Annotated in this window: 18 protein-coding genes and 1 tRNA gene; 10 read left to right on the top strand and 9 right to left on the bottom strand. The window is 62.9% G+C overall.

The window, feature by feature from the left end; genetic code table 11:
• Positions 1–25: 25 nt before the first annotated feature.
• Positions 26–110 (bottom strand) — tRNA-Leu (locus K1T73_RS01885).
• A gap of 148 nt (positions 111–258) precedes the next feature.
• Here K1T73_RS01885 and K1T73_RS01890 point away from each other — a divergent pair.
• The 5 genes from K1T73_RS01890 (at position 259) to cueR (ending at position 6082) form a co-directional block, all read left to right on the top strand.
• Positions 259–756, top strand: coding sequence for a Hint domain-containing protein (locus tag K1T73_RS01890; protein ID WP_220602318.1), 498 nt, complete (start codon positions 259–261; stop codon positions 754–756).
• Positions 757–948: 192 nt separating this feature from the next.
• Entirely contained in the window at positions 949–1869 is a 921-nt protein-coding gene (gene htpX, locus K1T73_RS01895; protein WP_220602319.1) for a zinc metalloprotease HtpX, read from the top strand.
• A gap of 224 nt (positions 1870–2093) precedes the next feature.
• Positions 2094–2975 (top strand): DUF305 domain-containing protein, encoded by an 882-nt coding sequence (locus K1T73_RS01900; RefSeq protein ID WP_220603572.1) that lies wholly within the window; start codon positions 2094–2096, stop codon positions 2973–2975.
• A gap of 124 nt (positions 2976–3099) precedes the next feature.
• Positions 3100–5604 carry a heavy metal translocating P-type ATPase gene (locus tag K1T73_RS01905; protein ID WP_220602320.1) on the top strand — a complete coding sequence of 835 codons (2505 nt, stop codon included), beginning with the start codon at positions 3100–3102 and terminating at the stop codon, positions 5602–5604.
• 13 nt (positions 5605–5617) lie between these two features.
• Complete coding sequence (cueR, locus tag K1T73_RS01910) at positions 5618–6082, top strand: Cu(I)-responsive transcriptional regulator (protein WP_220602321.1); 465 nt, start codon at positions 5618–5620, stop codon at positions 6080–6082.
• Positions 6083–6120: 38 nt separating this feature from the next.
• Here cueR and K1T73_RS01915 read toward each other — a convergent pair whose 3' ends face one another.
• Both K1T73_RS01915 and K1T73_RS17800 read right to left on the bottom strand, forming a co-directional pair.
• Positions 6121–6621, bottom strand: coding sequence for a hypothetical protein (locus tag K1T73_RS01915; RefSeq protein ID WP_220602322.1), 501 nt, complete (start codon positions 6619–6621; stop codon positions 6121–6123).
• Positions 6618–7325, bottom strand: coding sequence for a helix-turn-helix transcriptional regulator (locus K1T73_RS17800; protein WP_259400414.1), 708 nt, complete (start codon positions 7323–7325; stop codon positions 6618–6620). The genes K1T73_RS01915 and K1T73_RS17800 overlap by 4 nt, the downstream gene beginning before the upstream one ends.
• A 736-nt stretch (positions 7326–8061) precedes the next feature.
• Between K1T73_RS17800 and K1T73_RS01925 the strand changes: the two genes are divergently transcribed.
• From K1T73_RS01925 to K1T73_RS01945, 5 genes are all read left to right on the top strand, one after another.
• Positions 8062–9867 carry a hypothetical protein gene (locus K1T73_RS01925; RefSeq protein ID WP_220602323.1) on the top strand — a complete coding sequence of 602 codons (1806 nt, stop codon included), beginning with the start codon at positions 8062–8064 and terminating at the stop codon, positions 9865–9867.
• Between the two features lie 155 nt (positions 9868–10022).
• Positions 10023–10340, top strand: coding sequence for a hypothetical protein (locus K1T73_RS01930; protein WP_220602324.1), 318 nt, complete (start codon positions 10023–10025; stop codon positions 10338–10340).
• Positions 10341–10358: 18 nt separating this feature from the next.
• Complete coding sequence (locus K1T73_RS01935; RefSeq protein ID WP_220602325.1) at positions 10359–12041, top strand: type I secretion protein ATPase; 1683 nt, start codon at positions 10359–10361, stop codon at positions 12039–12041.
• A 178-nt stretch (positions 12042–12219) separates the two neighbouring features.
• Entirely contained in the window at positions 12220–14148 is a 1929-nt protein-coding gene (locus K1T73_RS01940; RefSeq protein WP_259400415.1) for a type I secretion system permease/ATPase, read from the top strand.
• On the top strand, positions 14145–15485 hold the full coding sequence (locus K1T73_RS01945; protein ID WP_220602326.1) for an HlyD family type I secretion periplasmic adaptor subunit: 1341 nt from the start codon (positions 14145–14147) through the stop codon (positions 15483–15485). Before K1T73_RS01940 ends, K1T73_RS01945 begins: the two co-directional genes overlap by 4 nt.
• Positions 15486–15547: 62 nt before the next feature.
• Here K1T73_RS01945 and K1T73_RS01950 read toward each other — a convergent pair whose 3' ends face one another.
• The 6 genes from K1T73_RS01950 to K1T73_RS01975 form a co-directional block, all read right to left on the bottom strand.
• The gene (locus K1T73_RS01950; protein WP_220602327.1) at positions 15548–16342 is read right to left on the bottom strand and encodes a peptidylprolyl isomerase; all 795 of its coding nucleotides are present in this window, start codon (positions 16340–16342) and stop codon (positions 15548–15550) included.
• 5 nt (positions 16343–16347) lie between these two features.
• Entirely contained in the window at positions 16348–17133 is a 786-nt protein-coding gene (gene narI / locus K1T73_RS01955; protein ID WP_220602328.1) for a respiratory nitrate reductase subunit gamma, read from the bottom strand.
• 1 nt (position 17134) lies between these two features.
• A complete protein-coding gene (gene narJ / locus K1T73_RS01960) occupies positions 17135–17857 on the bottom strand; it encodes a nitrate reductase molybdenum cofactor assembly chaperone (protein WP_409077722.1) in 723 nt (240 codons plus the stop codon).
• Positions 17857–19383 carry a nitrate reductase subunit beta gene (gene narH / locus K1T73_RS01965; protein WP_220602329.1) on the bottom strand — a complete coding sequence of 509 codons (1527 nt, stop codon included), beginning with the start codon at positions 19381–19383 and terminating at the stop codon, positions 17857–17859. The genes narJ and narH overlap by 1 nt, the downstream gene beginning before the upstream one ends.
• Entirely contained in the window at positions 19380–23126 is a 3747-nt protein-coding gene (locus tag K1T73_RS01970) for a nitrate reductase subunit alpha (RefSeq protein ID WP_220602330.1), read from the bottom strand. The genes narH and K1T73_RS01970 overlap by 4 nt, the downstream gene beginning before the upstream one ends.
• A 64-nt stretch (positions 23127–23190) precedes the next feature.
• A complete protein-coding gene (locus K1T73_RS01975; protein ID WP_220602331.1) occupies positions 23191–25914 on the bottom strand; it encodes an MFS transporter in 2724 nt (907 codons plus the stop codon).
• Positions 25915–26130: the final 216 nt, after the last annotated feature.

The following is a 26130-nucleotide window of genomic DNA, read 5'->3' on the forward strand; positions in this document are numbered from 1 at the left end:
CGACCGTCGGCGGCGTAGCTCACTTTGGTGCGGGTGGAGGGACTTGAACCCCCACGCCTTGCGGCGCCAGAACCTAAATCTGGTGCGTCTACCAATTTCGCCACACCCGCATCCGGCCCGTCATTTACCAAGCCGCCGAAACGGATGCGAGCAAAAATGAGACAGCTTGCTGATGAAGCTGCCGAATTCAGGCGACATTTACCCGACGTTCATCTATTCTGCCCAGAATAACGAGCAGAAAAACAGACGAGAGACGCCATGAAGCCGAAAACGGTCGGGCGCTCGCATGGCCAGGCCCATGCCGATGCCTCCCAAATGACGGGTGGGGTGCCCCTTGGCTCCATCATCCTTACGATGTCGGGCGAAATGCCCGTCGAACACGTGATGCCCGGTGACCGGATCATCACCCGCGACACGGGCGCGGCGATCGTTCGCAACGTGTTGCGGCACAGGCGACGGTGCCGCGCGGTCAGGATCCTCGCGGGAAGCTTGGGCGACACGCGGCCCGAATGCGACGTGACCCTGCCCGAGGATCAGCCCGTCCATGTCCGCGACTGGCGGGCCGAGGCGCTGTTTGGCGCGAAGGAGGCGACAGTGCGCGCGGGGGCGCTCATCGACGGTGAATACATCACCGCGCTGGGCGAGATCGAGTTGGAGGTCGTCACCCTCATCTTCGACCGCGCGCATGTTCTCTACGTGGACGGGCTCGAGGTGGCCGGACACATCGTGGGCCAGACGGTGAAGGTCGCAGCCTAGATCCTGATCCTTTCGTCGCCACGAGGGGAATATCGCGGGGTCGTTTCGCCAAGGCAGCACCATGACCACGCATCCCGCGTGCGTGACGCGGCATGGTTCGGATCGACCGTGCGGTCGGTGCCCACGCTTGCACCGCTCGGGAACCTCCCCATATTTCCTTCACGACCTCGATATAACGTGTGGAAAACCAAGATGGGCTATCTGAAGACGGCGATCCTGATGGCGGCGATGACCGCGCTCTTCATGGGCGTGGGCTACCTGATCGGCGGATCGGGTGGCGCGGTGATCGCTCTTGTCGTCGCGGCGGCGATGAACGCCTTTACCTGGTGGAACTCGGACCGGATGGTCCTGCGTATGCACAACGCCCAGCCGGTGCCGCCGGGCGACCGTATGGGGCTTCATGCCCTGACCGCCGAGCTTGCGCGCAACGCGGGCCTGCCGGAACCCAAGGTCTACCTGATCGACACGCCCCAGCCCAATGCGTTCGCCACCGGCCGCAACCCCGCGAACGCCGCCGTCGCCGTGACCTCGGGCTTGCTGCGCAGCCTCACGCGAGAGGAGCTGGCCGGTGTGATCGCCCACGAACTCGCCCATATCCGCAACCACGACACCGCGATCATGACTGTCACCGCGACCTTCGCCGGCGCGATCTCGATGCTGGCCAACTTCGCGCTTTTCTTCGGCGGCTCGCGGGAGCGGATGGGCCTCATCGGCACGCTGCTGATGATGTTCCTTGCGCCGCTGGCAGCGGCGCTGGTGCAGATGGCGATCAGCCGGACGCGGGAATATGCCGCCGACAAGGCCGGGGCGGAAATCTGCGGTCAGCCGCTCTGGCTGGCCTCGGCGCTGGAAAAGATCGCCATGGGCGCGGCCCGGATCGACAATCACGCCGCCGAGCGCAACCCGGCAACCGCGCACATGTTCATCATCAACCCGCTCCACGCACACAAGCACGACAGTCTTTTCGCGACGCATCCCGCCACCGAGAACCGCGTGGCCGCGCTTCGGGCTATGGCGGCGCAAGGTGGACGGTCTTCGCCCGGTGTTCAGCCCCTATCCGCCAGCCGGGTTCCCGATACCCGTCATCGCGGGCGTTCGGGGCCGTGGCGCTGACCACGTCCTCATCCTGACCGACCAAGCGCTCGGCCTCCGGATAGGCGATGGTGGTCGGACGGCTGGTAGCGCGGAAGACGAGTCCGTAGATCCGCCCGTGAGGACGCGGATCTGAGCCCCCAGCCGGTGGCAAAACAGGTCGGGAACCCTCCAGCGCTGGAAAGTCGTTTCGCAAGCAGTTCCGGCGAAGGACCGGGTGTTTGAACCTAAGCGAGAGGACGATCATGTCATATTGGAGATTTGCCGCAATGATCGCGACCTCGACGGTCGTGATGTTCATACTGATGTATCTCAACACGTATCTTCTGGCCCATGTGTTCTGGTCGGAGACCCGCGCCTACATGGCCCTGCTGATGGGCGCGACGATGGCGATCATCATGCTGGGATTCATGTTGTCGATGTATTCCAACAAGGCGATCAATATCGCGATTTTCGTCGGCGGAGCCGTGGTTTTTGCCGCATCGCTCTGGTTGGTGCGCAGCCAGACTACGGTCGGTGACACCAGTTACATGCGAGCGATGATACCGCATCATTCCATCGCCATCATGACGTCGAGTCGAGCCAATATCGAGGATGACCGCGTCCGTAAACTGGCTGATGAGATCATCTATGCGCAGGACAAGGAGATTGCCCAGATGCGTTACCTCATCGACGAGATCGAGGCATCGGGCGTGATTCCGCAGGAGGAAGAACCTCCGGCAGGCGAGATCGTGAGCCTTGAACAGGCGCTTTCGACAGCGAATGTCGCGGTACTCGATCCGGGTTTCATGTCCGAGGCCGAAATCGCCCGGATGTTTCCGGATGGCGCCACCTGCACTTACAGCTACACGAAAGACAGCCCCGCGGTCCTGGCCGTCGGACCGGTCGATGGCGACATTGCTGCTCTCGTGAAGCTGAGTGGGGACCTGGTGCGTCTGAACGTACCGTCGGGCAGCGATCCTGCGACCGGGATTGCCCCCCGTGCGGAAGGCATTTCGGTGCAGGTCACCGCTCCGGGCGGCGGGCCGTTGAACGCGCAGGATGCCGTGGCAGAGGCCGACCTGACCCTCGAGCTGGATGCCGGTCTGACCGCCGGTTTCCGAGGTTACTACCAGTGTGCGGCGTAGGGGGCTGAACCGTAGCTGGTTCGGGGAACGGCGAAGGACCGGGGAAGAAAATCCCTGGTCATCCATTGACCTTCCAGCGGGTGGAACCCCTATCTAGGAGGTAATCAATATCTAGGAGTCCGTCATGTCCGTCCCTCGAACCGTTCGGCTTTCCGTGCAGAACATGTCCTGCGCTTCCTGCGTCGGGCGGGTGGAGCGAACCCTGTCCGCGCTCGACGGCGTCGATGATGTCAGCGTGAACCTCGCCAGCGAAAGTGTGCAGGCGCAGGTCGATGCACCGGAGCGGATTTCGGACATGATGACGGCGCTGGATGAGGCAGGCTATCCGGCGCGAACCGAGAGCGTGCGTCTCAACGTGGCCTCGATGTCCTGCGCGTCGTGCGTCGGCCGGGCGGACAAGGCGCTGGCGGCGGTGCCCGGCGTGCTCGAGGTGAACGTCAACCTGGCCTCGGAAACCGCGACGATTACCTATGCCGAAGGCGCCGTGGCGCTGGCCGACCTGCTGAAGGCCGCGGAGGAGGCGGGTTATCCGGCGCAACCGGCAGAGGAGACCGCCGCCGAGGATCGCAGCGCCCGCAAGGACGATGAGGCCCGGGCGATGGCCCGAAAAACCGCGCTGGCCGCCGCCTTTGCCTTACCGGTTTTCCTGCTGGAGATGGGCGCACATGTGGTGCCGGGCGCGCACGAGTTGATCGGGCGCACCATCGGGCATCAGGCAAGTTGGATGATCCAGTTCGTGCTCACCACCATCGTGTTGGCATGGCCGGGTCGGGCCTTCTATACCACGGGGTTCCCTGCGCTCTTCAAGGGGGCGCCGGACATGAACAGCCTCGTCGCGGTCGGCACCTCGGCGGCCTATCTCTATTCGCTGGTGGCGCTGTTCGCCCCCGATCTGCTGCCCGACGCCGCGCGCGCCGTCTATTTCGAGGCGGCCGCGGTGATCGTGGTGCTGATCCTTCTGGGCCGCTGGATAGAGGCGCGCGCCAAGGGCCGCACCGGGGCCGTGATCCAGAAACTGCTGGGACTTCAGGCGCGCACCGCGCGCGTCATGGTGGACGGTGAGCCGCAGGATGTGGCCATCGAGCAGATCCGCACCGGCGACATCCTCGTCGTGCGCCCCGGCGAGCGGATCGCCGTCGATGGCGAAGTGACCGAGGGCAGCGCCCATGTCGATGAAAGCATGATCACCGGCGAGCCGGTTCCGGTGGCGAAGTCGGTGGGTGATCCAGTCACCGGCGGCACGGTCAATGGCACCGGCGCATTCCAGTTTCGCGCCACCCGCATCGGCGCGGACACGACCTTGGCCCAGATCATCCGCATGGTCGAAGAGGCGCAGGGCGCCAAGCTGCCGATCCAGGGCATGGTCGACCGGATCACGCTATGGTTCGTGCCGGCCGTCATGGTCTTTGCCGCGCTGACGGTCTTGGTCTGGCTGCTGGTGGGTCCATCGCCCGCGCTCTCCTATGCGCTGGTGGCCGGCGTGTCGGTACTGATCATCGCCTGCCCCTGCGCGATGGGTCTCGCCACACCAACGTCGATCATGGTTGGCACCGGACGCGCGGCGCAGATGGGGGTCTTGTTCCGCAAGGGCGACGCGCTGCAACAATTGTCGGGTGTCGACCTCGTGGCCGTCGACAAGACCGGCACCGTGACCGAGGGCCGCCCTGAGCTGACCGACATGGTGCTCGCTGACGGGTTCGACCGGACCGAGGTTCTGGCGCTGGTCGCGGCGGTCGAGGAGCAGTCGGAACATCCCATAGCCGATGCCATTGTCCGCGCGGCGCGCACGGAAGCGACGGCGCGACATGACGTGGAAAGCTTTGAATCGATCACCGGCCACGGCGTCCGCGCCCGCGTGGCGGGCCGCGACGTGCTGGTGGGTGCCGACCGGTTGATGACCCGCGAAGGCCTGGAAATCGGCGCGCTGGCCGAGGAGGAAAAACGCCTTGCCGAACAGGGCCGCACCGCGCTCTTCGCTGCGATCGACGGACGCGTGGCCGCGGTGATCGCGGTGGCCGACCCGGTGAAGCCCTCCAGCGCGGCAGCCATCGCGGCGCTGCACGATCTGGGGCTGAAGGTCGCCATGATCACCGGCGACAAGCGCGAGACCGCCGAGGCGATCGCGCGCGAGACCGGTATCGACCAGGTGATCGCGGGCGTTCTGCCCGATGGCAAGGTCGCGGCGCTGGATGATCTGCGGGAGGGCGGCCACGTGGCCTTCGTGGGCGACGGCATCAATGACGCCCCGGCGCTGGCGCACGCGGATGTGGGCATCGCCATCGGCACCGGGACGGATGTGGCCATCGAATCGGCCGACGTGGTGCTGATGTCGGGGGACTTGCGCGGCGTGGTGAATGCCTACCGGGTGTCCACCCTCACGATGCGCAACATCCGCCAGAACCTGTTCTGGGCCTTCGGTTACAACGTGGCGCTGATCCCCGTGGCGGCGGGCGTGCTTTACCCGGTATTCGGCCTGCTTCTGTCGCCCGTTCTGGCCGCGGGCGCGATGGCGCTTTCGTCGGTCTTCGTGGTGACCAACGCGCTCAGGCTGCGCCGCATCGCCCCCGCGATGGACGAGGCCGAGCGGGTTCGCCCCGCCGCCGGCCTGTCCCCTGCGCCGGCTGAATAGGGAGGATCATGAGATGAATATCGGAGATGTCGCGGACCGGTCCGGCCTGCCTGCCAAGACGATCCGCTATTACGAGGATATCGGACTGGTCAAGCCGCTGCGCAGCGCCAATGGTTATCGCAGCTTCCGTGAAAGCGACGTGCACAAGCTGGCCTTTCTCGGGCGCGCCCGCGCACTCGGGTTCAGCATCGAGGATTGCCGCAACCTTCTGAAGCTCTACGAGGACGACCACCGCACCAGTGCCGAGGTGAAAGAGATCGCCGAGCAACACCTTGAGCGGATCGACGGCAAGATCGCCGAGCTGAAAGAGATGCGGGCGACGCTCGCGCATCTGGTCGACGAATGCGCCGGCGATCAACGCCCCGATTGCCCGATCCTTGCGGATCTGGCCATGAAGGGCCCCGAAGGACGCGGGAGAGACGGCAGCGGATTGGCGCGCGATTGTCCCGGAAGGCAAGGATCCGACAAGAGAGGGTGAGCGAGAACCGGAGCGATCCGTCGCGCGCATCCCGGACATCACGCCGGGTAACCGTAATCCGCGATGGCTTTCCAGATGTCCTTGTTGATTTCGCCCAGTTCCTTGATGGCCTTCTCGATCCCCTTGGCGGCGTCTTCGTCGAGCTCGTTGATCTGGCCCATTTTCAAGTTGTCCTTGCGATCGGCGATCCGCATCAGGATCGTTCGTGGATTGCCGCCGTCCTTGTCGAAAGCGTAGATGCAGTGGTTGTAACGATTTCGCAGCGCCGATTGACGGATGATGCGTTGCGTGAGGGACAGGATCCGCTTGCGCTCTTCCGAATTCACCCGGTCGAGCTTGGACAAGCGTTCGACCATGTCGATACGGGCACGCGTGGTGTTGAGCGTCAGGAAGACCACCGTCGCGATTTCCTTGTCCATTCCCGAAAGCCCCGCGATAAGATGGATCAGAAGGCTTTCGGTGTTGGTCCAGGCATAGTTCAACTTTCCCACGAGCAGCAGAAAGCACTCGAAATCCGGCGCTTTCCCGGAGGCGGTCATGACTGCCTGATTCCGGACGCGCCCTGCGCGAGATGCCAGATGGTCGCTTCGGTCCGGTTTTTCACTCCGAGTTTCCTGATGATGTGATGCATGTGAAGCTTGACCGTGTGTTCCGACACGCCGAGCTCGTCGGCGATCAGCTTGTTCTGCTTGCCCTCGGCCGCAGCGCTGAGAACCTCACGTTCGCGGACCGTCAGGCCGACATCCTGCGCCTCGGGCGCTGTCGGCGCCGGGGCGGGCACGACAGGTTCCGGCGTCCGGTCGATCAGCTCGGAGGGGAAGTATCGCTGGCCCAACGCGACCAGGCGCAGAACCGACAACCAGCAATCTACCCCGACATTCATCGGCAGGAAGCCGACCCGCTCCGATCCGGGATAGCGATCAGTTTCCCTGATCAATCTCATCGCGACAGAGGGATCGCGGTATGCCAACGAGAAATGCGCATGAGGGAACTTCGTTTCGAGTTGTGGTAATGTCGTTTGCAAGTCTTCGGCGAGCCGCTCATCGACGATCACGATGCGGACATGCGCGGTGTCGGATGCCGCGAGCGTCATGAGATCGGACAAGTCGGAGATCCTGTGAAAGGCGAAATACGGGATGGTCTCGGCCACCAACCTGATGGCAGTATCGGAAAAGCTCATCGGACCGCCGACGAAGAGCGCCAAATCCTCCTGTGTCTCTCCCCGTTTCGTATCGTGTATCATGAAATTGATCCTCGAAAATTCGAACATGGAGCATGTGCGACGCTCGAGCATCATTGTTTCGGTGAACGAGTCCGAGAGATAATATGCTCTCGTGCTCACGCGTGGCCTTCCACCGGCCGAACTCGAAAATCGCTTATCCAGAACGACGAACTTCAATAATTCCAGGTTCGTCGCGCACCCCAACCTTGCGGCGAACGTTCGCTGAATCCTCCCCAAAAATTGCAGCCAACCATCAGTGACTTGGACCTAAAGGGTTAACACAAATGGCGGGAAGAATCCACTTGCGACGTTGCCGGCGAGGCGCGGCACTGGCCGGACGGTCAGTGATTCCCTGCTCTTCATAGGCCAAAGGATTAGTCCGCTCTTCGCGGAACACGGGAAAAGCCCGTCATAATCGCGAGTTAACGGCACGTAAGCGGCTTAACCTTTTGTCCGGCTATCACGCGAAGGCTTGTTTCCGCACGATGATCAAGTCGTCGGATTTCATGGCGGCAGTCTGAAAACAGCCAGACACGTCGAACGTTTTTTCAGAACGAAATTGGGGCATCTGCGCCCTCGTCCGACTCAGTCGTCCGGCTTCGAACTTGGGGGGACATCATCACGAAAACACACCTGAACTGTGACCGGATGCGGCATCGGCCGACATCCTGTTCATAAACCTCAACCCAAATATCCGACCAATGATCGCTTATGACAGAGTTGCGATCCGGCGGATATCCAATTTGGAGATACCGCAATGAGTGGTGGCAGAAACATTTTCAACTTCGGCAACTGGTGGGGCGGGCATGGCAGCCAGTCCCAGGACCAGGACCAGGACCAGGACCAGCTTCAGGCGCAGCTTCAGGCCGCGCTTCAGGCACAGGGTCAGGGCCAAGGCCAGCATCAGTCATCTGAAAGCTGGAACGGCAATGACAATGGCAACCACAACGGGAACGGGAACGGTAACGGCAACCTGAATGGCAATGGCAACCTGAACGGGAATGGTAACCTGAACGGGAACGGCAACGCCAATGGGAACCACAACGGGAACCATAATGGCAATGCCAATGCCAATGGCAACGCCAATGCCAACGGGAACGTCAACGCCAACGGAAACGTCAATGGCAACCTGAACGGCAACCTGAACGCCAATGGCAACGTCAACCACAACGAGAGCATCAACAAAAACATCAACGAATCCAAGACCGACGTGGATGTGGATGTGGATCTCGATCTGACGGGTTGGGAGCCGACCGATGACGACTTCGCCGATATCGACCTGAGCAACTCGACCGCCGGCGACTTCATCATGGCCCACGGGAACCTCGACTATAACCCGGGCGACGACATGGACCTGAGCAAGGTTCTCAGCGATGCGCTCGGTGGTGAGGGTAACGACTCCGGCACGGTCAACGTTCAGAGCAACAAGCTCACGGACAATGACAACCTGTCCCACGTGTCCAACAACGGCACGATGAACCAGACCAACAACTCCAACGGTGGGACGGCCCGTGCAGAAGACGGCATCGACGCCAACTCTGACGGTGGCGGCGGCAGCGGCACGGCCAATTCGACCGGTGGCGGGGCGCTTGGCGGCCTCGGTATCGGCGGCGCGGCGGGTGCCAACGGCGGCGCCAGCGGTCACGGCGGCAACGCAGGTGCGACCGGTGGTAACGCCGGCCACGGCGCGGGCGCCACGGCTGTCGGTGTCGGGCTTGGTCTTGGCGGCGCATCCTCCGGTGCTGGTGCGATCGGAGGCAACGGCGGCGACGCGGCGTCGATCGCGGCCGGCCTTGGCGGTGGCACTGGTCTTTCCGGTGCGGCCGCAGGCGGTGGCGACTCGGGCGATGCCGGTGGCATCGGTGCCGGTGTCGGCGCAGCGGGCGCGGGTGCCGATAGCTCCAACACCGGTGACGCCGGTGCCTTGGGCGCAGGTCTCGGTCTTCTGAACCTCGGCCTGGCTGGTGCGAAAAACGGCGAGACCGGCAACTCGGACGCGGACGCCCTCGGTGTCGGTCAGGGTGCGGGCCTTGGTGCCAGCGGCGACGGCGGCCATGCCGGCGCAATGTCGGGCGCTGCCGGAATCGGTGTCGGCCACGGTGCCTCGGGCAATGCCAACGGTGGTGACGGCGGCGCAGCCGGCGCGATCGCGGGCGCGGCCAACATGGCAGCGGGCAACGGTGGCTCGAACACCGCGGTCGGCGGCGATGGCGGGGCAGGCGGCCTTGCCGCGGCTTGGGGTGGAAACTCCGGCTCGGCCGGTGGAGGCCACGCCCATGTCGGCGGTGTATACGCTGGCGGCGGAGCCGGCGGTGCGGCCGGCAACGCATATGCCGGTGGCGGCGGCGATGGCGGTCACGCCGGGATGTGGGGCTCGCACAACGGTGACGATGGATATGTTACCGGTGAATCCTATGCCTCGGCAGCGTCGATGATCGAAACCGACGCGTTCAACCAGACCATCGTTCAAGGTGCCAACGTGCTCGGCAACTCCGTCGACATGACGGTCGTGGGCGGTTCGTTTAGCTCGAGCTACATCGGTGATGATGGCGACGGCGCTTGATCCGCTACCGTGAAAAAACTCCGGGACCGGCCTTGCCGGTCCCGGAACCTTCTTGAACAAGACCGGATTTTCAGAACGACCGCCACGATTTGGCGCAATAAAAGAAAGAAAAGATCACGAGGCGAGCACCCGCAATTTTAGAATGCGAGGCTGCCATGTCCATGGATACGGTGACTGAAATAGTCTCCCATATGATCGGAATGTTCCACATCCAGCTCGAAGAGGAGCGGATGCGGGACGTTTACGAAAAATTCAAGATGCTCAAGGCAGCCGGTCGTGAAGGTGAACCCATCGAGGCCGTGGAGATCACCTTCCGCGCTCCCTACCAACTGAAAGATTACACGCCCGCCCTGGAATACGCCGATCTGCCTCCCGTTAGCGAGGGTCTCGATCCTTTCGGATTGACCTTCCTGGGGCCGGTCTATGCCCTCGGCGTTCCTGTGAGCATCGGGTCCGGAACACCATTTTTCTAAGGCACAGGAGCCCCAGTCGTGGACGCCAATACGCTGGTGACGAGGATTCTCACGCTCGACCCGGCCAGCAGCGTCTATGTCGTCACGGTTCAGGTCGCGTATCTTTATGACGACGACTTTCTCTCCATGACCGGAAGCGCCATCACATTCGAGGATCCCGACACATTCCTCGCCGATCTGCGCAACGCCGAGGTCGTCGCGACCGCCATCAATGCTCCACTCGCCTCCGATCCGGTGACGCCGGGCGAAGACGCAAGCGATCAATCGGTCGCGCTGTATCATCATGTCGGCGCGATTGAAGACGTCCCGCTCACGCATCTCGTGCAAACGGTCGCCCGCGGCGAAGACGCCCATGGACTGCATGAAAACGGCGCGCAGGTCGAAGAACACTCACTGCTTGATGACGTGATGCCCGGCTACCTCCAGCTCAAGGCCGGCAAGGAGCAAACCGAAGATGACGCGATGGACCCGCCCGGCGATCCCTTTCGCGATCTCGAAGATGACGATCCCGCGCCCTACACGCACGGTCTTGATGATGGCCATGTCATCATCGCCGGCGGCAACACGCTGATCAATCAGACCGCCATCATAACCAGTTGGCTGGATGCACCGGTCATTTCGGTCATGGGCGACGCGATCAAGCTCGACGTCATCTCGCAGGTCAACGTGATGTCCGAGCAGAACGCGACCGCGATCGTGATGCCCCTGGCGTCCGCAGCCATCAGCGGAGCCTTTCTCGAGTTTGCGGCAACGGCTGCTCCGGCCGATCCCGGCGCCGAAGACGCGGATGTGCCGCTAGGGCTGCCGTCGAACTGGGTCGTTACACGCGTCAACGGCGACCTCGTCAGCTACAACTATGTCAACCAGTACAGCTTCCAGACGGATCATGACCGTGCCGAAATCGGCTTCGGCCAGTCCAAGACTTTCATCAGCCTCGGGGACAACACGATCGTGAACCTGGCCGCGCTGACCGAGATCGGCTTCGGCTACGACCTCATCATGGTCGGCGGCGCGATGATCTCGATCAACTGGATCAGCCAGACGAACATCTTGGTGGATCACGATTCGATCAGCTACACCGGCGACTTTCCCACCGGAATCGAACTCGGTGACAATCTTCTGTTCAACGCTGCCAACATCTTCCAGGTGGGTGTCGACAGCTATGCCGAGATGCAGGACAACTTCGCCGACGCGTCCGATACATTGGCCGATGGCGGAACGACGCTGAGCGCAAACGTGGCGCACGACGGTCTTTTCGAAGGAACCGACCTGCTTCGGGTGTTGTACATCGAGGGCGATCTGACGCAGATCAACTGGATCGAACAGACGAACGTTCTGGGCGATTCCGATCAGGTGCATCTCGCGCTCGAGAATTTCGAGGACGCCACCGGCGCGACGCTGGAGGTGATCGGGGGCGCGAATGCGCTGATCAACCTCGCCAGCATCACCCAATACGGAACCGACTCTACCGTTTTGGTGGATGGCGACGTCTATGACGACGCCCTGCTTTACCAGGCCGAGCTTATCGACACCGACGCCTCCCCGACAGGCGTGTCGCTTCCGGCCCTCGCATCCGAAGCGGTGCTCTTCCTCGCCGAGGACATGCTGACGCCGGATTGCAACGAGCTCGACACTCCCATCGGTCCGACGGCCCCAGAGGACACAAGTTCGCCCGACGTAATGCAGACAATGTTAGCCTGACAGGATTGAGTTTATGAGTCTGGACGACAACAGTATCGGCCTCGGCACCATGGACGCGGCCTCGCCGTCCTTCGCGAATGGTCATTTTTCAAGCCGGAGATCCCGCCCGGCCAGCAAGCCCGATGCGAAACCATTGCCGCTAGCCCCCGAAATGCGCGTGAATGACGACAGAGAGCCGATGTCCAAAGGGTTGGGCGCAAAGGGACTTGGTGGCACGCAGATCGAGGGTGAGACCGGCCCGATCCTCAAGTCGGCGGATGGAGGCAAACCACCAGTCGGTGGTGGCGGCAATCGCGGTGGAGGCGGAGGCGGCGGAACACCGAAGTTTCACAAGCGGGCCGGCCCGGACCATTTCGTCCGGCATCTCAACAAGGGCGTCGGAATCGTCCGTCGGAATCTCAGCTTCGTGATGGTCCTGACCTTCGCCACGAACATGCTCGTGCTGGCTATCCCGATATATCTCTTCCAGATTTCCGACCGCGTGCTCACGAGCAGGTCACTGGATACGCTCATCATGCTGACCATCGTGATCGTAGGCGCGGTCGTCCTTCAGGCGATCTTCGATGCCGTGCGGCGGTTCATCCTGATGCGGACCGCGGTCGAGGTGGCGGTGCGTCTCGGGTCGCCCGTGCTGAGTGCGGCAGCCCATGCCTCGCTTCAGGATAACGGCCGCCAGTACCAAACACTCGGCGATCTGCAGCAATTGCGCGGTTTTCTCACGTCCGGCACGCTCATCTCCTTTCTGGACGTTCCTTTCGCCCCCCTGTTCATCCTGGCGATATTCCTTGTTCACCCGCATCTGGGAATGATCGTCGTGCTTACCGCGTTGCTGCTGATGGTGATCGCGCTCATCAACCAGAAGGCCACGGAAAAACCCTTTGCCGCGGCCAATGTCGCGCAGAGCAAGGCCAACATGCACCTCGATTCGATGTCGCGAAACAGCCAGATCATCAATGCGCTGGCCATGGTCCCTGAAGCAGTGGCGCTCTGGGGGCGCGATACGGCGCAATCCCTGACGGCGCAGGTGCGCGCGCAGGATCGCAACATCGTCTGGGCCGCGGTCTCGCGCGCGGCCCGCCTTCTCACCCAGGTCGCGATGCTGGGTTGGGGGGCCTACCTGGCGATCCAGGGCGAAATCACCGGGGGCATGGTCATTGCCGCGTCAATCATTGCCGGCCGTGCACTGGCGCCGATCGAGGGGTCGATCGAGGGGTGGAACGGATTTCTGCTTTCGCGCTCGGCTTTCGACCGGGTGAAGAAACTCATGCACAGTTCCGTTCAGCAATACGAAAAGCTCAACCTGCCCAACCCCGAAGGCCGCGTGAACGTCGAGCGGCTGCTCTATGTTCCGGCCGGAACCAAGCAGGTGATCCTGAACGGGCTGACCTTCGGCCTCGAGCCGGGAGAGTCGCTTGCCGTCATCGGCAATTCCGGCGCGGGCAAGACCACCTTGGGAAAGATGCTCGTCGGGTCGATTCTGCCGACCTCGGGCAATGTGCGGCTCGATCTGATGGATCTGCGCAACTGGGATCCGCGACAGCTGGGCGAAAACATCGGCTACCTGCCGCAGGATGTGCAGCTCTTTCCGGGGACCATCAAGGCGAACATCGCCCGGATGCGCATGGATGCACGGGACGAGGACATCTATCACGCCGCGAAGCTCGCCGACGTGCATGACATGATCGCGATGCTTCCCCACGGCTATGAAACCATCGTGGCCGCCGACGGCTCGCCTCTTTCCGGCGGACAGAAGCAGCGTATCGCGCTGGCCCGCGCGTTTTTCGGGAACCCGCGTTTCCTTGTTCTCGACGAACCGAACTCGAACCTCGACACGAACGGGGACAGGGCGCTCGCGAACGCAATCAGACACGCGGGTGAACACGGAATCACCGTCGTCGTCATCACGCAAAAGCCATCGCTACTTGGCGTCGTCGATAAGATCATGCTGCTCGCCGATGGCAACATTGCGCTTTTCGGACACCGTCAGCAGGTGCTTCAGCAACTCGCCGCGCGTAACAGCGGAGGCAACCTGCCACCGGGATCGGGCGGAAACGGCGCGGGTAACCTGCCAGACGGCAACGGTGGGAACGGAGGGCAGATCCTATGACCGAAGTCACGATCCATCCGCAAGAAGCCCAATGGTATGATGAAGTTCCCCGATCGGTCGCCAAACATATCGTATTCGGCCTCATGCTTTTCGCCATTACTTTCGGTGGATTTGGCCTCTGGGCTTTTCGTGCGCCGCTTGCCGCTGCGGTGATCGCGCAGGGGAGTTTCGTTGCGACCGGGCGCAACAAGATCGTGCAGCATCTCGAAGGCGGCATCATAAAAGCCATCCTCGTCGCAGAAGGAGATGCCGTCACCGCTGGACAACCCATTCTAACCCTCGACGAAACCGCTGCACTGGCCGTGGAGCGCGAGCTTTTCCTGCGCCAGGTGCGGCTCGAGGCGATGGAGGCGCGGCTCCTGGCCCAACATAAGGGTGCGGAACTGCTGTCCTTCCCGATTCGGATCGAACGATTGCGCGCTGATTACGATGTCGCGGCGATGCTCGACGCGCAAAGGATCACGTTCGAGGCGGCCACGCAGCAATTGAAAAACGACCTCGCCCTCCTCACCCAGAGCATCGAGGCGCTTCGAGTCCGGTCGGCGGGCTACGAACAGCAGCGCGTCTCGACCCAGACACAACTCGAAATTCTCCGGGACGATCTCGCCGACAAGCAGATCCTCCTGGACAAGGGCCTCGTGCGGAAGCCGGCCGTGAACGCCATCTTGCGCGCCATCGCCGAAGCCGAGGGGCAGGTGGGACGGCTTGATGCCGAAGTAAACGAGATCGTCGAGGTCACGCGCCGCTACGAAGCCCAGATCGCGCAGACGATAAGTGAGCGCCGGAAGATCGCGCTGGACGAGCTTCAGGCCGTTCAGGCCGAACTCGAAAGTGTGCGCGAACAGGCAAGGCAGGCGGAAAACGTGCTCCGGAGGTCAGAAGTTCTGGCTCCGGTGACGGGAACCATCGTCAGCCTGCATTATCACACTGCCGGCGGTGTGATCGAAAGCGGCAAGGCCATAGCCGAGATCCTGCCCAGTGGCGAGCCTCTCATCATCGAAGCCAGCATTCCGCGCACCGAGATCGACGTGGTTCGCAAGGGCCAGAAGGCCACGGTCAACCTCACGGCCCTCAACGCCCGGACCACGCCGGTCCTTGAGGGCGAGGTCTATTATGTTTCCGCCGACGCCATCGTCGATCGAAGCCAGGACGTGCCGCAGGAGATCTATCTCGCTCGAATTTCGGTTCCGCCGCAGGAACTGGAACGAGTCCGGGGCTTCTCGCCGACCCCGGGAATGCCCGCGCAGATCATGATACAGACCGAGGAACGGACATTCGCACAATATATCATGAAACCCGTCGTCGACAGCATGGGGCGCGCGTTCCGGGAGCAATAGGCGTGTGAGCCGGAAGGGCGTTGACCTGAGACCCGACTGCTTTCTCGACATCCTGCTCAGGTTCAGATCGGCTCAAGACTTGCGCCCCGGATCTGCGCCCCCTGAGCCAGGTTCTCGATGAACTCGCGCGACGCCCGCGCCCAGGCTGCCTTCTCCAGTGCCTGAACGATCTTGGGTCGAACGATATCATAAGGCAGCACCTGCCCCAGTGCGGTGGCATTCAGCCGGATGATATGCCAGCCATGCCGCGAGAGCACGGGCGTCTGGGTCATGCCCGCGTCGGGCAGCGTCCGCAGCGTTGCCTCGAATTCGGGCACGGTGTCGCCCGGACCCAGTTGCCCCAGATATCCACCCGAGGTTTTCGATCCGCAATCGCTTTCACTCGCGGCCTCGGCAAAGCCCTTGGCATCGCCATCCAGCCTTCCCAAGATGGCTTTGGCTCTTGTCTCGGCCACGGCCCGCTCCTTCTCATTGCGCGGATCGCAAGCACACAGGATATGCGAGACATCCCACAGCGGGGCCGAGCGGAAGCGCTCCGGGTCCTTGGCCCATTCGGCCAGGATTGCCTCCTCAGTGATGGGCGCGATGCTCAGTGCCTCGTCCAGAAGCGCACGGATCAGGGCTTCGTCCTCGGTCTCGAACCGCCCCGGAGCCAATTCGACCGGGTCGGGCGCCAAACCGCGCCGTTTCGCCTCCTGCAACAGCAGCGCGCGGATGGTCAGCGCTTGAGCCGCCTTGCGCCAGGCCATACCGGGCTTGCCGCGGGGAGCGGTGTGGTTCTGGGCCTCGGCGGCGATCGCCGCCGAGGAGATGGTTTCGCCGTTGACCACGACATCTGGGAAAAGTGCCTTGTTCATCGCGCTCACTCCGCCGCTGTGGTGGTCGGGGGGCGGGTCGTGCCCTGGCGGGCATCGAAGGCCCGGCGTCGTTCCTCGAGCGAGCGGCGGCGTCGCGAGCGCACGATCTGATATCCGGGCCGCGTCAGAAGATAGCGGAACGGGGCCGCGAAACCCGAGATCATGTGAACCAGCCGCGTGAAGGGGAAGAGTGCAGTGATCAGCAGGCCCAGGAAGATGTGCAGCCGGTAGAGCCAGTGAACGTCGACCATGGTTGTCCAGGCGTTGACGTTCCAGGTCACGATGCTCTGCGACCAGTTCATGAAGCGGACCATCTCGGCCCCATCCATGTGCTGAAGGGTCTGCGTGATCGTCAACAGGCCAATCACGAGTTGCAGCCAGATCAGGACCATGATGCCGATATCGGCAAAGCTCGAGGTGATGCGGATGCGTGGATCAACCAGCCGGCGATGCAGCAGCAGGGTCGAGCCGACGAGCGCGACGATACCGGCCGGCCCGCCTATGATGACGGCCATCCACTGCTTGATCCAATAGGGCACACCGATCGCGTCCAGCACCCAGACGGGCGTGAACAGGCCGATGAGATGGCCGAAGAACACGATGATGATGCCGACGTGAAACAGGATCGAGCCCCAGAACAACTGCTTGCGGCGCAGCAGTTGGCTGGACGAACTTTTCCAAGTGAAGGGGTCACGGTCATAGCGCGCGATTGACCCGACCACGAGAACGGTCAGCGCCGCATAAGGCATGATCCCGAATATGATGAAGTCGATGTCGAGATTGGGGAACATGTCATGCGCTCCTGTTCGATGCGGCGGGCGCCGGCTTCAAGCTGCGCGCCGGTGTGTCAATTTGAGCCAGCATGTCGCGAACTTGCGGACAGCCGGCGTTCGGGTCGGGACCGAATGTGACCTCGGTTTCCTCCCAGACCGCGTCCAGCGCCTCTAGGTCGGTGGGGTCGTCATCGGGCTGTGCCAGCATGTCGGCCACCGCCCCGGCGTCGGCCCGGCTGCCGGCGATCTGCAACAGCGCGGTAAACGCCGCGGCATACCCGCTCTCGCGCCGCAGGAGCCGCGTGCTCAGGGCGTCGAGGATATGCGCCGCGTCTGCCAGTATCTCCCGTGCCTCGGACGCCGGGCGCGAGGCCAGGAATTCGAGAAGCACCGGCAGGTGATCCGGCAGTTCCGTGGTGGCGGGCTCGAACCCGCCCTCGCGGTAGGTCTCGAGCAGACTGACCATCGCGCCGCCCCGGTCCCGGCTTTCGCCATGCACGTGCTCGAAGAGGTTGAGCGACAGCGTGCGCGACCGGTCGAACAGCATGACATAGCTTTCCTGCAGGTCGTAGAGATCGCCCTGCGCCACACTGTCCGCCAGCGCCTGCAGCGCGGCCTTCGTGTCCGGCGCGATCCGCGGATCGGCCCCGAACACGGCCCCGATCTCGGGCATGGCGCCCTGAAGCTCGGCGGAGGGATAGCTGAGGGTCAGCGACAGCGCCTTGAGAGTTCGGTCCATCATCAGAATGTCTCCTGTGGGAGGGCAAAGGACTTCTTCTTGCCGCCGAACAGGCTGGTTTTGCCCGTCTCGCCGGTGGAGCAGCCATTGCCGTCTGTGAACCCGCAGCCGCCGCGTATGTCGGCGCCTGACTCGGTCTGTTCGCGATGCGCTGTTGGGATTACGAAACGATCTTCGTAATCGGCAATCGCCATGATCTTGTACATGTCCTCGATCACCCGGCCGGACATGCCGACGCGGGCGGCGATCGCCTCGTCACGCACACCATCGACGCTGAGCGCGCGCATGTAGAGGCGCATGGCTGACATGCGCTCCAATGCATGGACGATTGGCTCTTCGTCGCCGGCGGTCAGCATGTTGGCAAGGTATTTCACCGGAATGCGCAGGCTTCGCACGTCCGGCATCTGGTCGCGCATCGCGATCTGTCCGGCCTGTGCAGCGTTCTGGATCGGCGACAGCGGCGGGATATACCACACCATCGGCAGCGTCCGGTACTCGGGGTGCAGCGGGAAGGCGACCTTCCAGTCCATCGCCATCTTCCAGATCGGGCTGACCTTCGCCGCCTCGATCCAGTCTTCCGGCACACCGTCGCGGCGGGCCGCCGCGATCACCTCGGGGTCGTTGGGATCGAGGAACACGTCGAGCTGCGCACCGTAAAGATCGGTTTCGCGCTCGGCGCTCGCCGCCGACTCGATCTTGTCGGCGTCATAGAGGATCACACCGAGATAGCGGATGCGCCCCACGCAGGTTTCCGAGCAGACGGTCGGGTTGCCGGATTCGATGCGCGGATAGCAGAAGGTGCATTTCTCGGACTTCCCGCTTTCCCAGTTGTAATAGACCTTCTTGTAGGGGCAGCCCGACACGCACATCCGCCAGCCGCGGCATTTCTCCTGGTCGATCAGGACGATGCCGTCCTCCTCGCGCTTGTAGATCGCGCCCGACGGGCACGAGGCCGCGCAGGTCGGGTTGAGGCAATGCTCGCACAGGCGCGGCAGGTACATCATGAAGGTACTTTCATACTCTCCATAGATTTCCTTTTGCACGTTCTCGAAGTTGTAGTCCTGTGAGCGCTTCGAGAATTCACCGCCCAGGATTTCCTCCCAGTTCGGCCCCTTCTCGATCTTCTCCATCCGCTCGCCGGTGATCTTCGAGCGCGGACGCGCCGACGGAAAGGCGTTCATATCCGGCGCTGATTTCAGGTGGTCATAGTCGAAATCGAACGGCTCGTAATAATCGTCGATCTCTGGCATGGACGGGTTGGCGAAAATATTCGCCAGGATCCGCCACTTGCTGCCCTGCGTGGGATGCAGCTTGCCGCTCGCCGAGCGTGTCCAGCCGCCGTTCCAGCGTTTCTGGTTTTCCCAATCCGTGGGATAGCCCAGCCCCGGCTTGCTCTCGACGTTGTTGAACCACGCGTATTCCACGCCTTCGCGGCTGGTCCAGACGTTCTTGCAGGTGACTGAGCAGGTGTGGCACCCGATGCATTTATCGAGGTTGAGAACCTTGCCGATTTGCGCACGAACTCTCATTCCGCGGCCTCCACTTTTCCAGTTGCGGGCTGATCCAGCCAGTCGATCTTCTTCATTTTGCGCACGATCACGAATTCGTCGCGGTTGCTGCCCACGGTACCGTAGTAGTTGAACCCGTAGGACAGCTGCGCGTAGCCGCCGATCATGTGCGTCGGTTTGAGCGTGGCACGCGTGACCGAGTTGTGAATGCCGCCGCGATTGCCGGTCTTTTCCGAACCGGGCGTGTTCACGATCTTTTCCTGCGCGTGATACATGAACAGCGTGCCTTGCTTGATCCGCTGGCTCACCACCACGCGCGCAGTCAGCGCGCCGTTGATGTTGTAGGCCTCGACCCAGTCGTTATCGACCAGCCCGGCCTTCTGCGCGTCCACCTCGGACATCCAGACCACCGGCCCGCCCCTGTTGAGCGTGAGCATCAGCAGGTTGTCGGTATAGGTGCTGTGGATCCCCCATTTCTGGTGGGGCGTGATGAAGTTCAGCACCACATGCGGGCTGCCCTCGGCCGCGTCGTTGTTGACGGCCTTGGTGATGGTCTTGAGGTCCACCGGCGGGCGGTAGCTCACGAAGCCCTCGCCGAACGCGCGCATCCACAGGTGATCCTGGTAGAGCTGCTGACGCCCCGTCAGGGTGCGCCAGGGGATCAGCTCGTGCACGTTGGTATAGCCCGCGTTGTAGCTGACCTTCTCGCTCTCGATGCCCGACCATGTGGGCGACGAGATGATCTTGCGCGGTTGCGCCGCGATGTCGCGGAACCGGATCTTGTTGTGATGCTCGCCCTCGGCCAGATGCGCGTGTTCCCGGCCGGTGGGTTTCTCCAGCTCCTCCCACGCCTTGACCGCCACATGGCCGTTGGTCTCGGGCGCCAGCATCAGGATCATCTCGCAGGCGTCGATGGCGGTATCCAGCTTCGGCTGCCCCTTGGAGACACCTTCGTCCAGAACCTCGCCGTTGAGATCGCGCAGGCCCTGCACTTCCTCCTCGGTTTTCCACGTGATCCCCTTGCCGCCATTGCCGAGCTTCTCGAGAAGCGGACCGACCGAGGTGAACTTCTTGTAGAGGTTCGGATAATCCCGCTCGACCGCGATGTAGTTCGGCGCGGTCTTGCCGGGGACAAGGTCGCATTCGCCCTTCTTCCAGTCCTTCACATGCGCCTGGGCAAGCTCGCCTGGCGTGTCGTGCAACAGCGGAAGCTGCACGATGTCGGTCTCGACACCCAGCACCTCGGGCGCGACCTCCGAGAACTTCTTCGCCAGCGCCTTGAAGATCTCCCAGTCGGACTTGCTCTCGTAGGCCGGGTCCACCGCCGCCTGAAGCGGGTGGATGAACGGGTGCATGTCGGACGTGTTCAGATCGTCCTTTTCGTACCAGCTTGCCGTGGGCAGCACGATGTCGGAATAGACGCAGGTGGTGGACATGCGGAAATCGATCGTCACCAGCAGGTCGAGCTTGCCCTTGGGCGCCTCGTCGTGCCAGACGGCCTCTTTCGGCATCACGCCGCCTTCCTCGCCCAGATCCTTGCCCATCACGCCATGCGCCGTGCCCAGGAGGTGCTTGAGGAAATACTCATGCCCCTTGCCGCTCGAGCCCAGAAGGTTCGAGCGCCACACGAACAGGTTGCGCGGCCAGTTCTCCGGCGCATCCGGATCCTCGCAGGACATTTGCAACGCACCGGACTTGAGCTGTTCGGCGACATAGGCGGGGATCTCCTTGCCGGCCTTCTTCGCGGCCTTGGCCACCTCCAGCGGGTTGGTCTTGAGCTGCGGAGCCGAGGGCAGCCAGCCCATCCGCTCGGCGCGGATGTTGTAGTCGATCAGGGAGATATCCCAATCGCCCTCGGGTGCCGTGGGCGACAGGATCTCGCCCGCGCGCAGCGTCTCGTAACGCCACTGGTCGGTATGGGCATACCACGCGCTGGTCGAGTTCATGTGCCGCGGCGGACGGTTCCAGTCCAGCGCAAAGGCCAGCGGCTGCCAGCCGGTCTGCGGGCGCAGTTTCTCCTGCCCGACATAGTGCGACCAGCCGCCACCCTCCTGGCCGATGCACCCGCACATCACCAGCATGTTGATGATCCCGCGATAGTTCATGTCCATGTGATACCAGTGGTTCAGACCGGCCCCGAGGATGACCATGGACTTGCCATGGGTCTTTTCCGCGTTGCTGGCGAACTCACGGGCCACCGCGATGATCTTTTCGCGCTCGACGCCGGTGATCTTCTCGGCCCAGGCGGGGGTGTAGGGGCTGTCGTCGTCGAAATTCTTGGACACCCAGTCACCGCCAAGGCCGCGATCCAGGCCGTAGTTGGCGCAGAACAGGTCGAACACCGTGGCGACAAGCACCTCCTTGCCGTCGGCAAGGGTGACGCGACGCGCGGGAATATTGCGCGTCAGGATCTCGGGGTGATCGCATTTAACGAAATCGCCCGTGGCCGCGCCGCCGAAATAGGGGAAATCGACGCCAACCACCTCGTCGTGATGTTCCTCGAGGATCTGGCTCAGGCGCAGGCTTGCCTTCTTGCCCTTCGCAACCTCCTCGAGGTTCCACTTGCCCTCTTCGCCCCAGCGGAACCCGATCGAGCCGTTCGGCGCCACGATCTTGTCGCCGGTCTCGTCATAGGCGACGGTTTTCCAGTCGGGGTTGTTGGTCTCGCCGAGCTTGTCGTCGAAATCCTCCGCGCGCAGCATACGGCCCGGGACGAGCTTGCCGTCGATCTCGTCGAGGCGCACAAGCATCGGCATGTCGGTGTATTTGCGGGCATATTCCTCGAAATACTCGACCTGCCGGTCGAGGTGGTATTCGCGCAGGATCACGTGGCCCATGGCCATCGCCAGCGCCGCGTCGGTCCCGGCCTGCGGGTTCAGCCAGATATCGCCGAACTTGGCCGCCTCGGAATAGTCGGGGCTGACCACGGCGGACTTGGTCCCGCGATAGCGGACCTCGGTATAGAAATGTGCGTCCGGCGTCCGGGTTTGCGGCACGTTCGAGCCCCAGAGCATCAGGAAGCCCGCGTTGTACCAGTCGGCGCTCTCGGGCACGTCCGTCTGCTCGCCCCAGGTCTGCGGGCTGGCCGGTGGCAGGTCGCAATACCAGTCGTAGAACGACATGCAGGTTCCGCCCATCAGGCTGAGATAGCGCGAGCCCGCCGCATAGCTGACCATCGACATGGCCGGGATCGGCGAAAAGCCGAACACACGGTCCGGGCCCCAGGTCTTGGCGGTATAGGCGTTCGCGGCGGTGACGATCTCGGTCGCTTCGTCCCAGCTTGCCCGTACGAACCCGCCCTTGCCGCGGGTCTTGGTGTAGGAGGCGCGCAGCTTGGGGTCGTTCTGGATCGCTTCCCAGGCGGCGACCGGCGTCATCGTCTCGCGCTTCTTGCGCCAGGCACGCATCAGGGCGCCCCGGATCAGCGGGTTCTTCACCCGGTTCGCGGAATAGAGATACCAGCTGTAGGAGGCACCGCGCGCACAGCCGCGCGGCTCATGGTTGGGCAGCCCGGCGCGGGTGCGCGGATAGTCGGTGTGCTGCGTCTCCCAAGTGACAATGCCGGACTTGACGTAGATCTTCCACGAACACGAGCCGGTGCAGTTCACCCCGTGGGTCGAGCGCACGACCTTGTCGTGGCGCCAGCGGTTCCGGTAGGTGTCCTCCCAGTCGCGATTCTCGCGGGTGGTCTGACCCCAACCGTCCGAGAATTTCTCCAGCTCCTTGCTGCGGAAGAAGTTAAGTCTGTCGAGCAGATGGCTCATCTTGCTGTCCTTTCAGATGTCTGGGTCAGGGCGGCGATGCGCGCCGCCCGGGAATTCGGTTGGATCATTGTGCCGGCTGTGCGGCGGGACGGGCCGGGGCGCGCCCGCGCTCGATGTCATGGAGCAGGCCGCCCCGACGGGTGTAGACGGCCCAGGTGATCACGACGCAGATCGCATAGAAGATCAGGAACCCCCAGAGCGCCCCCACGGCCGAGCCGGTCATCGCGATGGATGTACCGTACGCCTTGGGGATGAAGAACGCGCCATAGGCGGCGATCGCCGAGGTGAAGGCCACGATCGCGCCGGATTCCATCCCGATCTGCCGCTTGAGCTGTTCGCTGCCCAGTTGCGGCATCAGGCGCGGCACTTCGCGGCCCATGATCACCGGGATCATCTGGAACGTCGATGCGTTGCCCACGCCGGTCAGGAAGAACAGCGCCATGAAACAGGCGAAGAAGCCGACGAACGATCCGACCCCGAGGAAGAAGATCACCCCGAACGTGGCGACCATCATCGAGGCGAAAGTCCAGAACGTGACCCGCCCGCCGCCGAAGCGGTCGCTGACCCAGCCGGTCGCGGCGCGGCTCAGCGCCCCGACGAGCGGGCCGAGGAACACGTAGTTCAGCGCGTTGACCTCGGGGAAGGCGAGCTTCGTCAGCAACGGGAAGCCCGCAGAATAGCCGATGAAGCTGCCGAAGGTGCCCGTGTAGAGGATGCACATCAGCCAGTTGTGAGTGCGCCCGAAGATCACCGCCTGATCGGCAAAGCTGGCGCGCGCATCGGCGATGTCGTTCATGCCCAGCCACGCGGCGATTGTGGCCGCGAGGATGAAGGGCACCCAGACAAAGCCTGCGTTCTGCATCCACAGCTCTCCGCCGTCGGACATGACCTGCGGTTGCCCGCCCAGCGCGCCGAACACGCCCGCCGTGATGACGAGCGGCACGACGAACTGCATGACCGACACGCCCAGGTTGCCCAGTCCCGCGTTCAACGCGAGCGCATTGCCCTTCTCCGCTTTCGGGAAGAAGTAGCCGATATTCGCCATCGACGAGGCAAAGTTGCCACCGCCGAAGCCGCACAGCAGCGCGAGCACGAGGAAGATCAGGTAGGGCGTGTCGGGATTCTGCACCGCGTATCCGATACCCATCGCGGGCAGTAGCAGCGATGCGGTCGAAAGCGTCGTCCAGAGTCGCCCGCCGAAGATCGGCACCATGAAGCTGTAGAAGATCCGCAGCGTCGCACCCGACAGGCCCGGCAGCGCCGCCAGCCAGAACAGCTGACCCGGCGTGAAGTCGAAGCCGATCGCGGGCAGCCGCGCGACGACGACCGACCACACCATCCAGACCGAGAAGGCAAGCAGCAGCGCCGGGATCGAGATCCAGAGGTTGCGTCGCGCGATGGCGCGACCCTTCTCTTCCCAGAATTTCGGATCTTCGGGCTGCCAGTCCTGCAACACGCGCGGGGTGGCGATATGTGCGGAGTCGTGGATCTCCTTCATCTCCGGCAGTTGCGGCAGCTGGTCGAGGGCCTGACCATGCGCCGCGCGCTCCATCGAGCGCACCGAAAGGTGCATCCACGCCAGCGAGACCGCGACCAGCACGAACAGAAGCGCAAAGCACGAGGTATAGATGCCGGTGAGGTCCAGAAGCGCGCCGAAGGTGATCGGCAGGACAAAACCGCCAAGCCCCCCGATCATGCCGACCAGGCCCCCGACCGCACCCACGTGGCGCGGATAGTAGACCGGGATATGCTTGAACACCGCCGCCTTGCCCAAGCTCATGAAGAAGCCCAGCGCGAACAAAGTCGCGATGAACGGCCAGAGCCCCATGCTCGTCGAGAAGACGATTGGACCGTCCTTGGCCATGATCGTGTATTCTGTCGGCGGGTAGGACAGCATGAACAGGAACAGCAGGCTGAAGCCGAAGGTCCAGTACATGACCGCGCGCGCGCCGAACTTGTCGGACAGGAACCCGCCATAGGCCCGGAACAGCGACGCCGACAGGCTGAAGGACGCGGCCGCCATCCCGGCAAAGCGCACGTCGATCCCGTAGACGTCGATCAGGTAATGCGGCATCCACAGCGCCAGCGCGACGAAGGCACCGAAGACGAAGAAATAATACAGCGAGAACCGCCAGACCTGGAGGTTCTTCAGCGGCGCGAACTGCTCCGCCAGCGAGGGGGCCTTGGTGCCGGCCTTGCGCCGCTCGACCAACTCGGGGTCGTCCTTGGCCAGGATGTAGAACAGCACGCCGATCACGGCCAGCCCCGCGGCCCAGACATAGGCGACCCCGTGCCAGCCATAGGCGACCATGATGAAGGGTGCGATGAACTTGGTCACCGCGGCCCCGACGTTGCCGGCCCCGAAGATGCCCAGCGCCGTGCCCTGGTGGCCCGCGTCATACCAGCGGCTCACATAGGCCACGCCGATGATGAAGGACCCACCTGCCAGACCGATGCCCAGTGCCGCGATCAGATACATGATGTAGCTATCCGCCAGCGTCAGCGCCCAGGTCGCCAGCGCCGTCAGGATCATCTGCCCCGAAAAGACGAGCCGTCCGCCGTATTTCTCGGTCCACACGCCCAGGAACAGGCGGGTCACGGACCCGGTCAGGATCGGCGTCGCCACCAGCAGGCCGAACTGCGTATCGTTCAAACCGAGCTCGGTTTTGATCGCGACCCCGATGATGGAAAAGATCGTCCAGACTGCGAAACAGGCGGTAAAGGCGATCGTGCTCAGGCCCAGCGCGCGGTTCTGATCTGCGCGGGAGGCTGTGGCTACGGTCTGCATGTTGGTTCTCCGGCAAAGAAATACGGCCTCACCCATGGAAGGGATCGGTGCGACATTTGCAGGCGGAAAAGTTAACGTGAGTTGATTTGAGTCAATTCCTCGGCGAAACGCAGCGAAATAAATCGCTTGGCAAAATCAGCCAAAGCCGCAGGGCAAAAAGCGCAATGATAAAAAGCATATGAGCCAAGCGCTGTCTTGACATTTATCAATTTTTCC

The organism is Roseovarius sp. SCSIO 43702 (assembly GCF_019599045.1).
Taxonomy (GTDB): Bacteria; Pseudomonadota; Alphaproteobacteria; order Rhodobacterales; family Rhodobacteraceae; genus Roseovarius.

Coding starts and splice junctions, on each gene's coding strand:
- K1T73_RS01890 (WP_220602318.1), top strand. CDS start 259: ATGAAGCCGAAAACGGTCGGGCGCTCGCATGGCCAGGCCCATGCCGAT.
- htpX (WP_220602319.1), top strand. CDS start 949: ATGGGCTATCTGAAGACGGCGATCCTGATGGCGGCGATGACCGCGCTC.
- K1T73_RS01900 (WP_220603572.1), top strand. CDS start 2,094: ATGTCATATTGGAGATTTGCCGCAATGATCGCGACCTCGACGGTCGTG.
- K1T73_RS01905 (WP_220602320.1), top strand. CDS start 3,100: ATGTCCGTCCCTCGAACCGTTCGGCTTTCCGTGCAGAACATGTCCTGC.
- cueR (WP_220602321.1), top strand. CDS start 5,618: ATGAATATCGGAGATGTCGCGGACCGGTCCGGCCTGCCTGCCAAGACG.
- K1T73_RS01915 (WP_220602322.1), bottom strand. CDS start 6,621: ATGACCGCCTCCGGGAAAGCGCCGGATTTCGAGTGCTTTCTGCTGCTC.
- K1T73_RS17800 (WP_259400414.1), bottom strand. CDS start 7,325: ATGATACACGATACGAAACGGGGAGAGACACAGGAGGATTTGGCGCTC.
- K1T73_RS01925 (WP_220602323.1), top strand. CDS start 8,062: ATGAGTGGTGGCAGAAACATTTTCAACTTCGGCAACTGGTGGGGCGGG.
- K1T73_RS01930 (WP_220602324.1), top strand. CDS start 10,023: ATGTCCATGGATACGGTGACTGAAATAGTCTCCCATATGATCGGAATG.
- K1T73_RS01940 (WP_259400415.1), top strand. CDS start 12,220: ATGTCCAAAGGGTTGGGCGCAAAGGGACTTGGTGGCACGCAGATCGAG.
- K1T73_RS01945 (WP_220602326.1), top strand. CDS start 14,145: ATGACCGAAGTCACGATCCATCCGCAAGAAGCCCAATGGTATGATGAA.
- K1T73_RS01950 (WP_220602327.1), bottom strand. CDS start 16,342: ATGAACAAGGCACTTTTCCCAGATGTCGTGGTCAACGGCGAAACCATC.
- narI (WP_220602328.1), bottom strand. CDS start 17,133: ATGTTCCCCAATCTCGACATCGACTTCATCATATTCGGGATCATGCCT.
- narJ (WP_409077722.1), bottom strand. CDS start 17,857: ATGATGGACCGAACTCTCAAGGCGCTGTCGCTGACCCTCAGCTATCCC.
- narH (WP_220602329.1), bottom strand. CDS start 19,383: ATGAGAGTTCGTGCGCAAATCGGCAAGGTTCTCAACCTCGATAAATGC.
- K1T73_RS01970 (WP_220602330.1), bottom strand. CDS start 23,126: ATGAGCCATCTGCTCGACAGACTTAACTTCTTCCGCAGCAAGGAGCTG.
- K1T73_RS01975 (WP_220602331.1), bottom strand. CDS start 25,914: ATGCAGACCGTAGCCACAGCCTCCCGCGCAGATCAGAACCGCGCGCTG.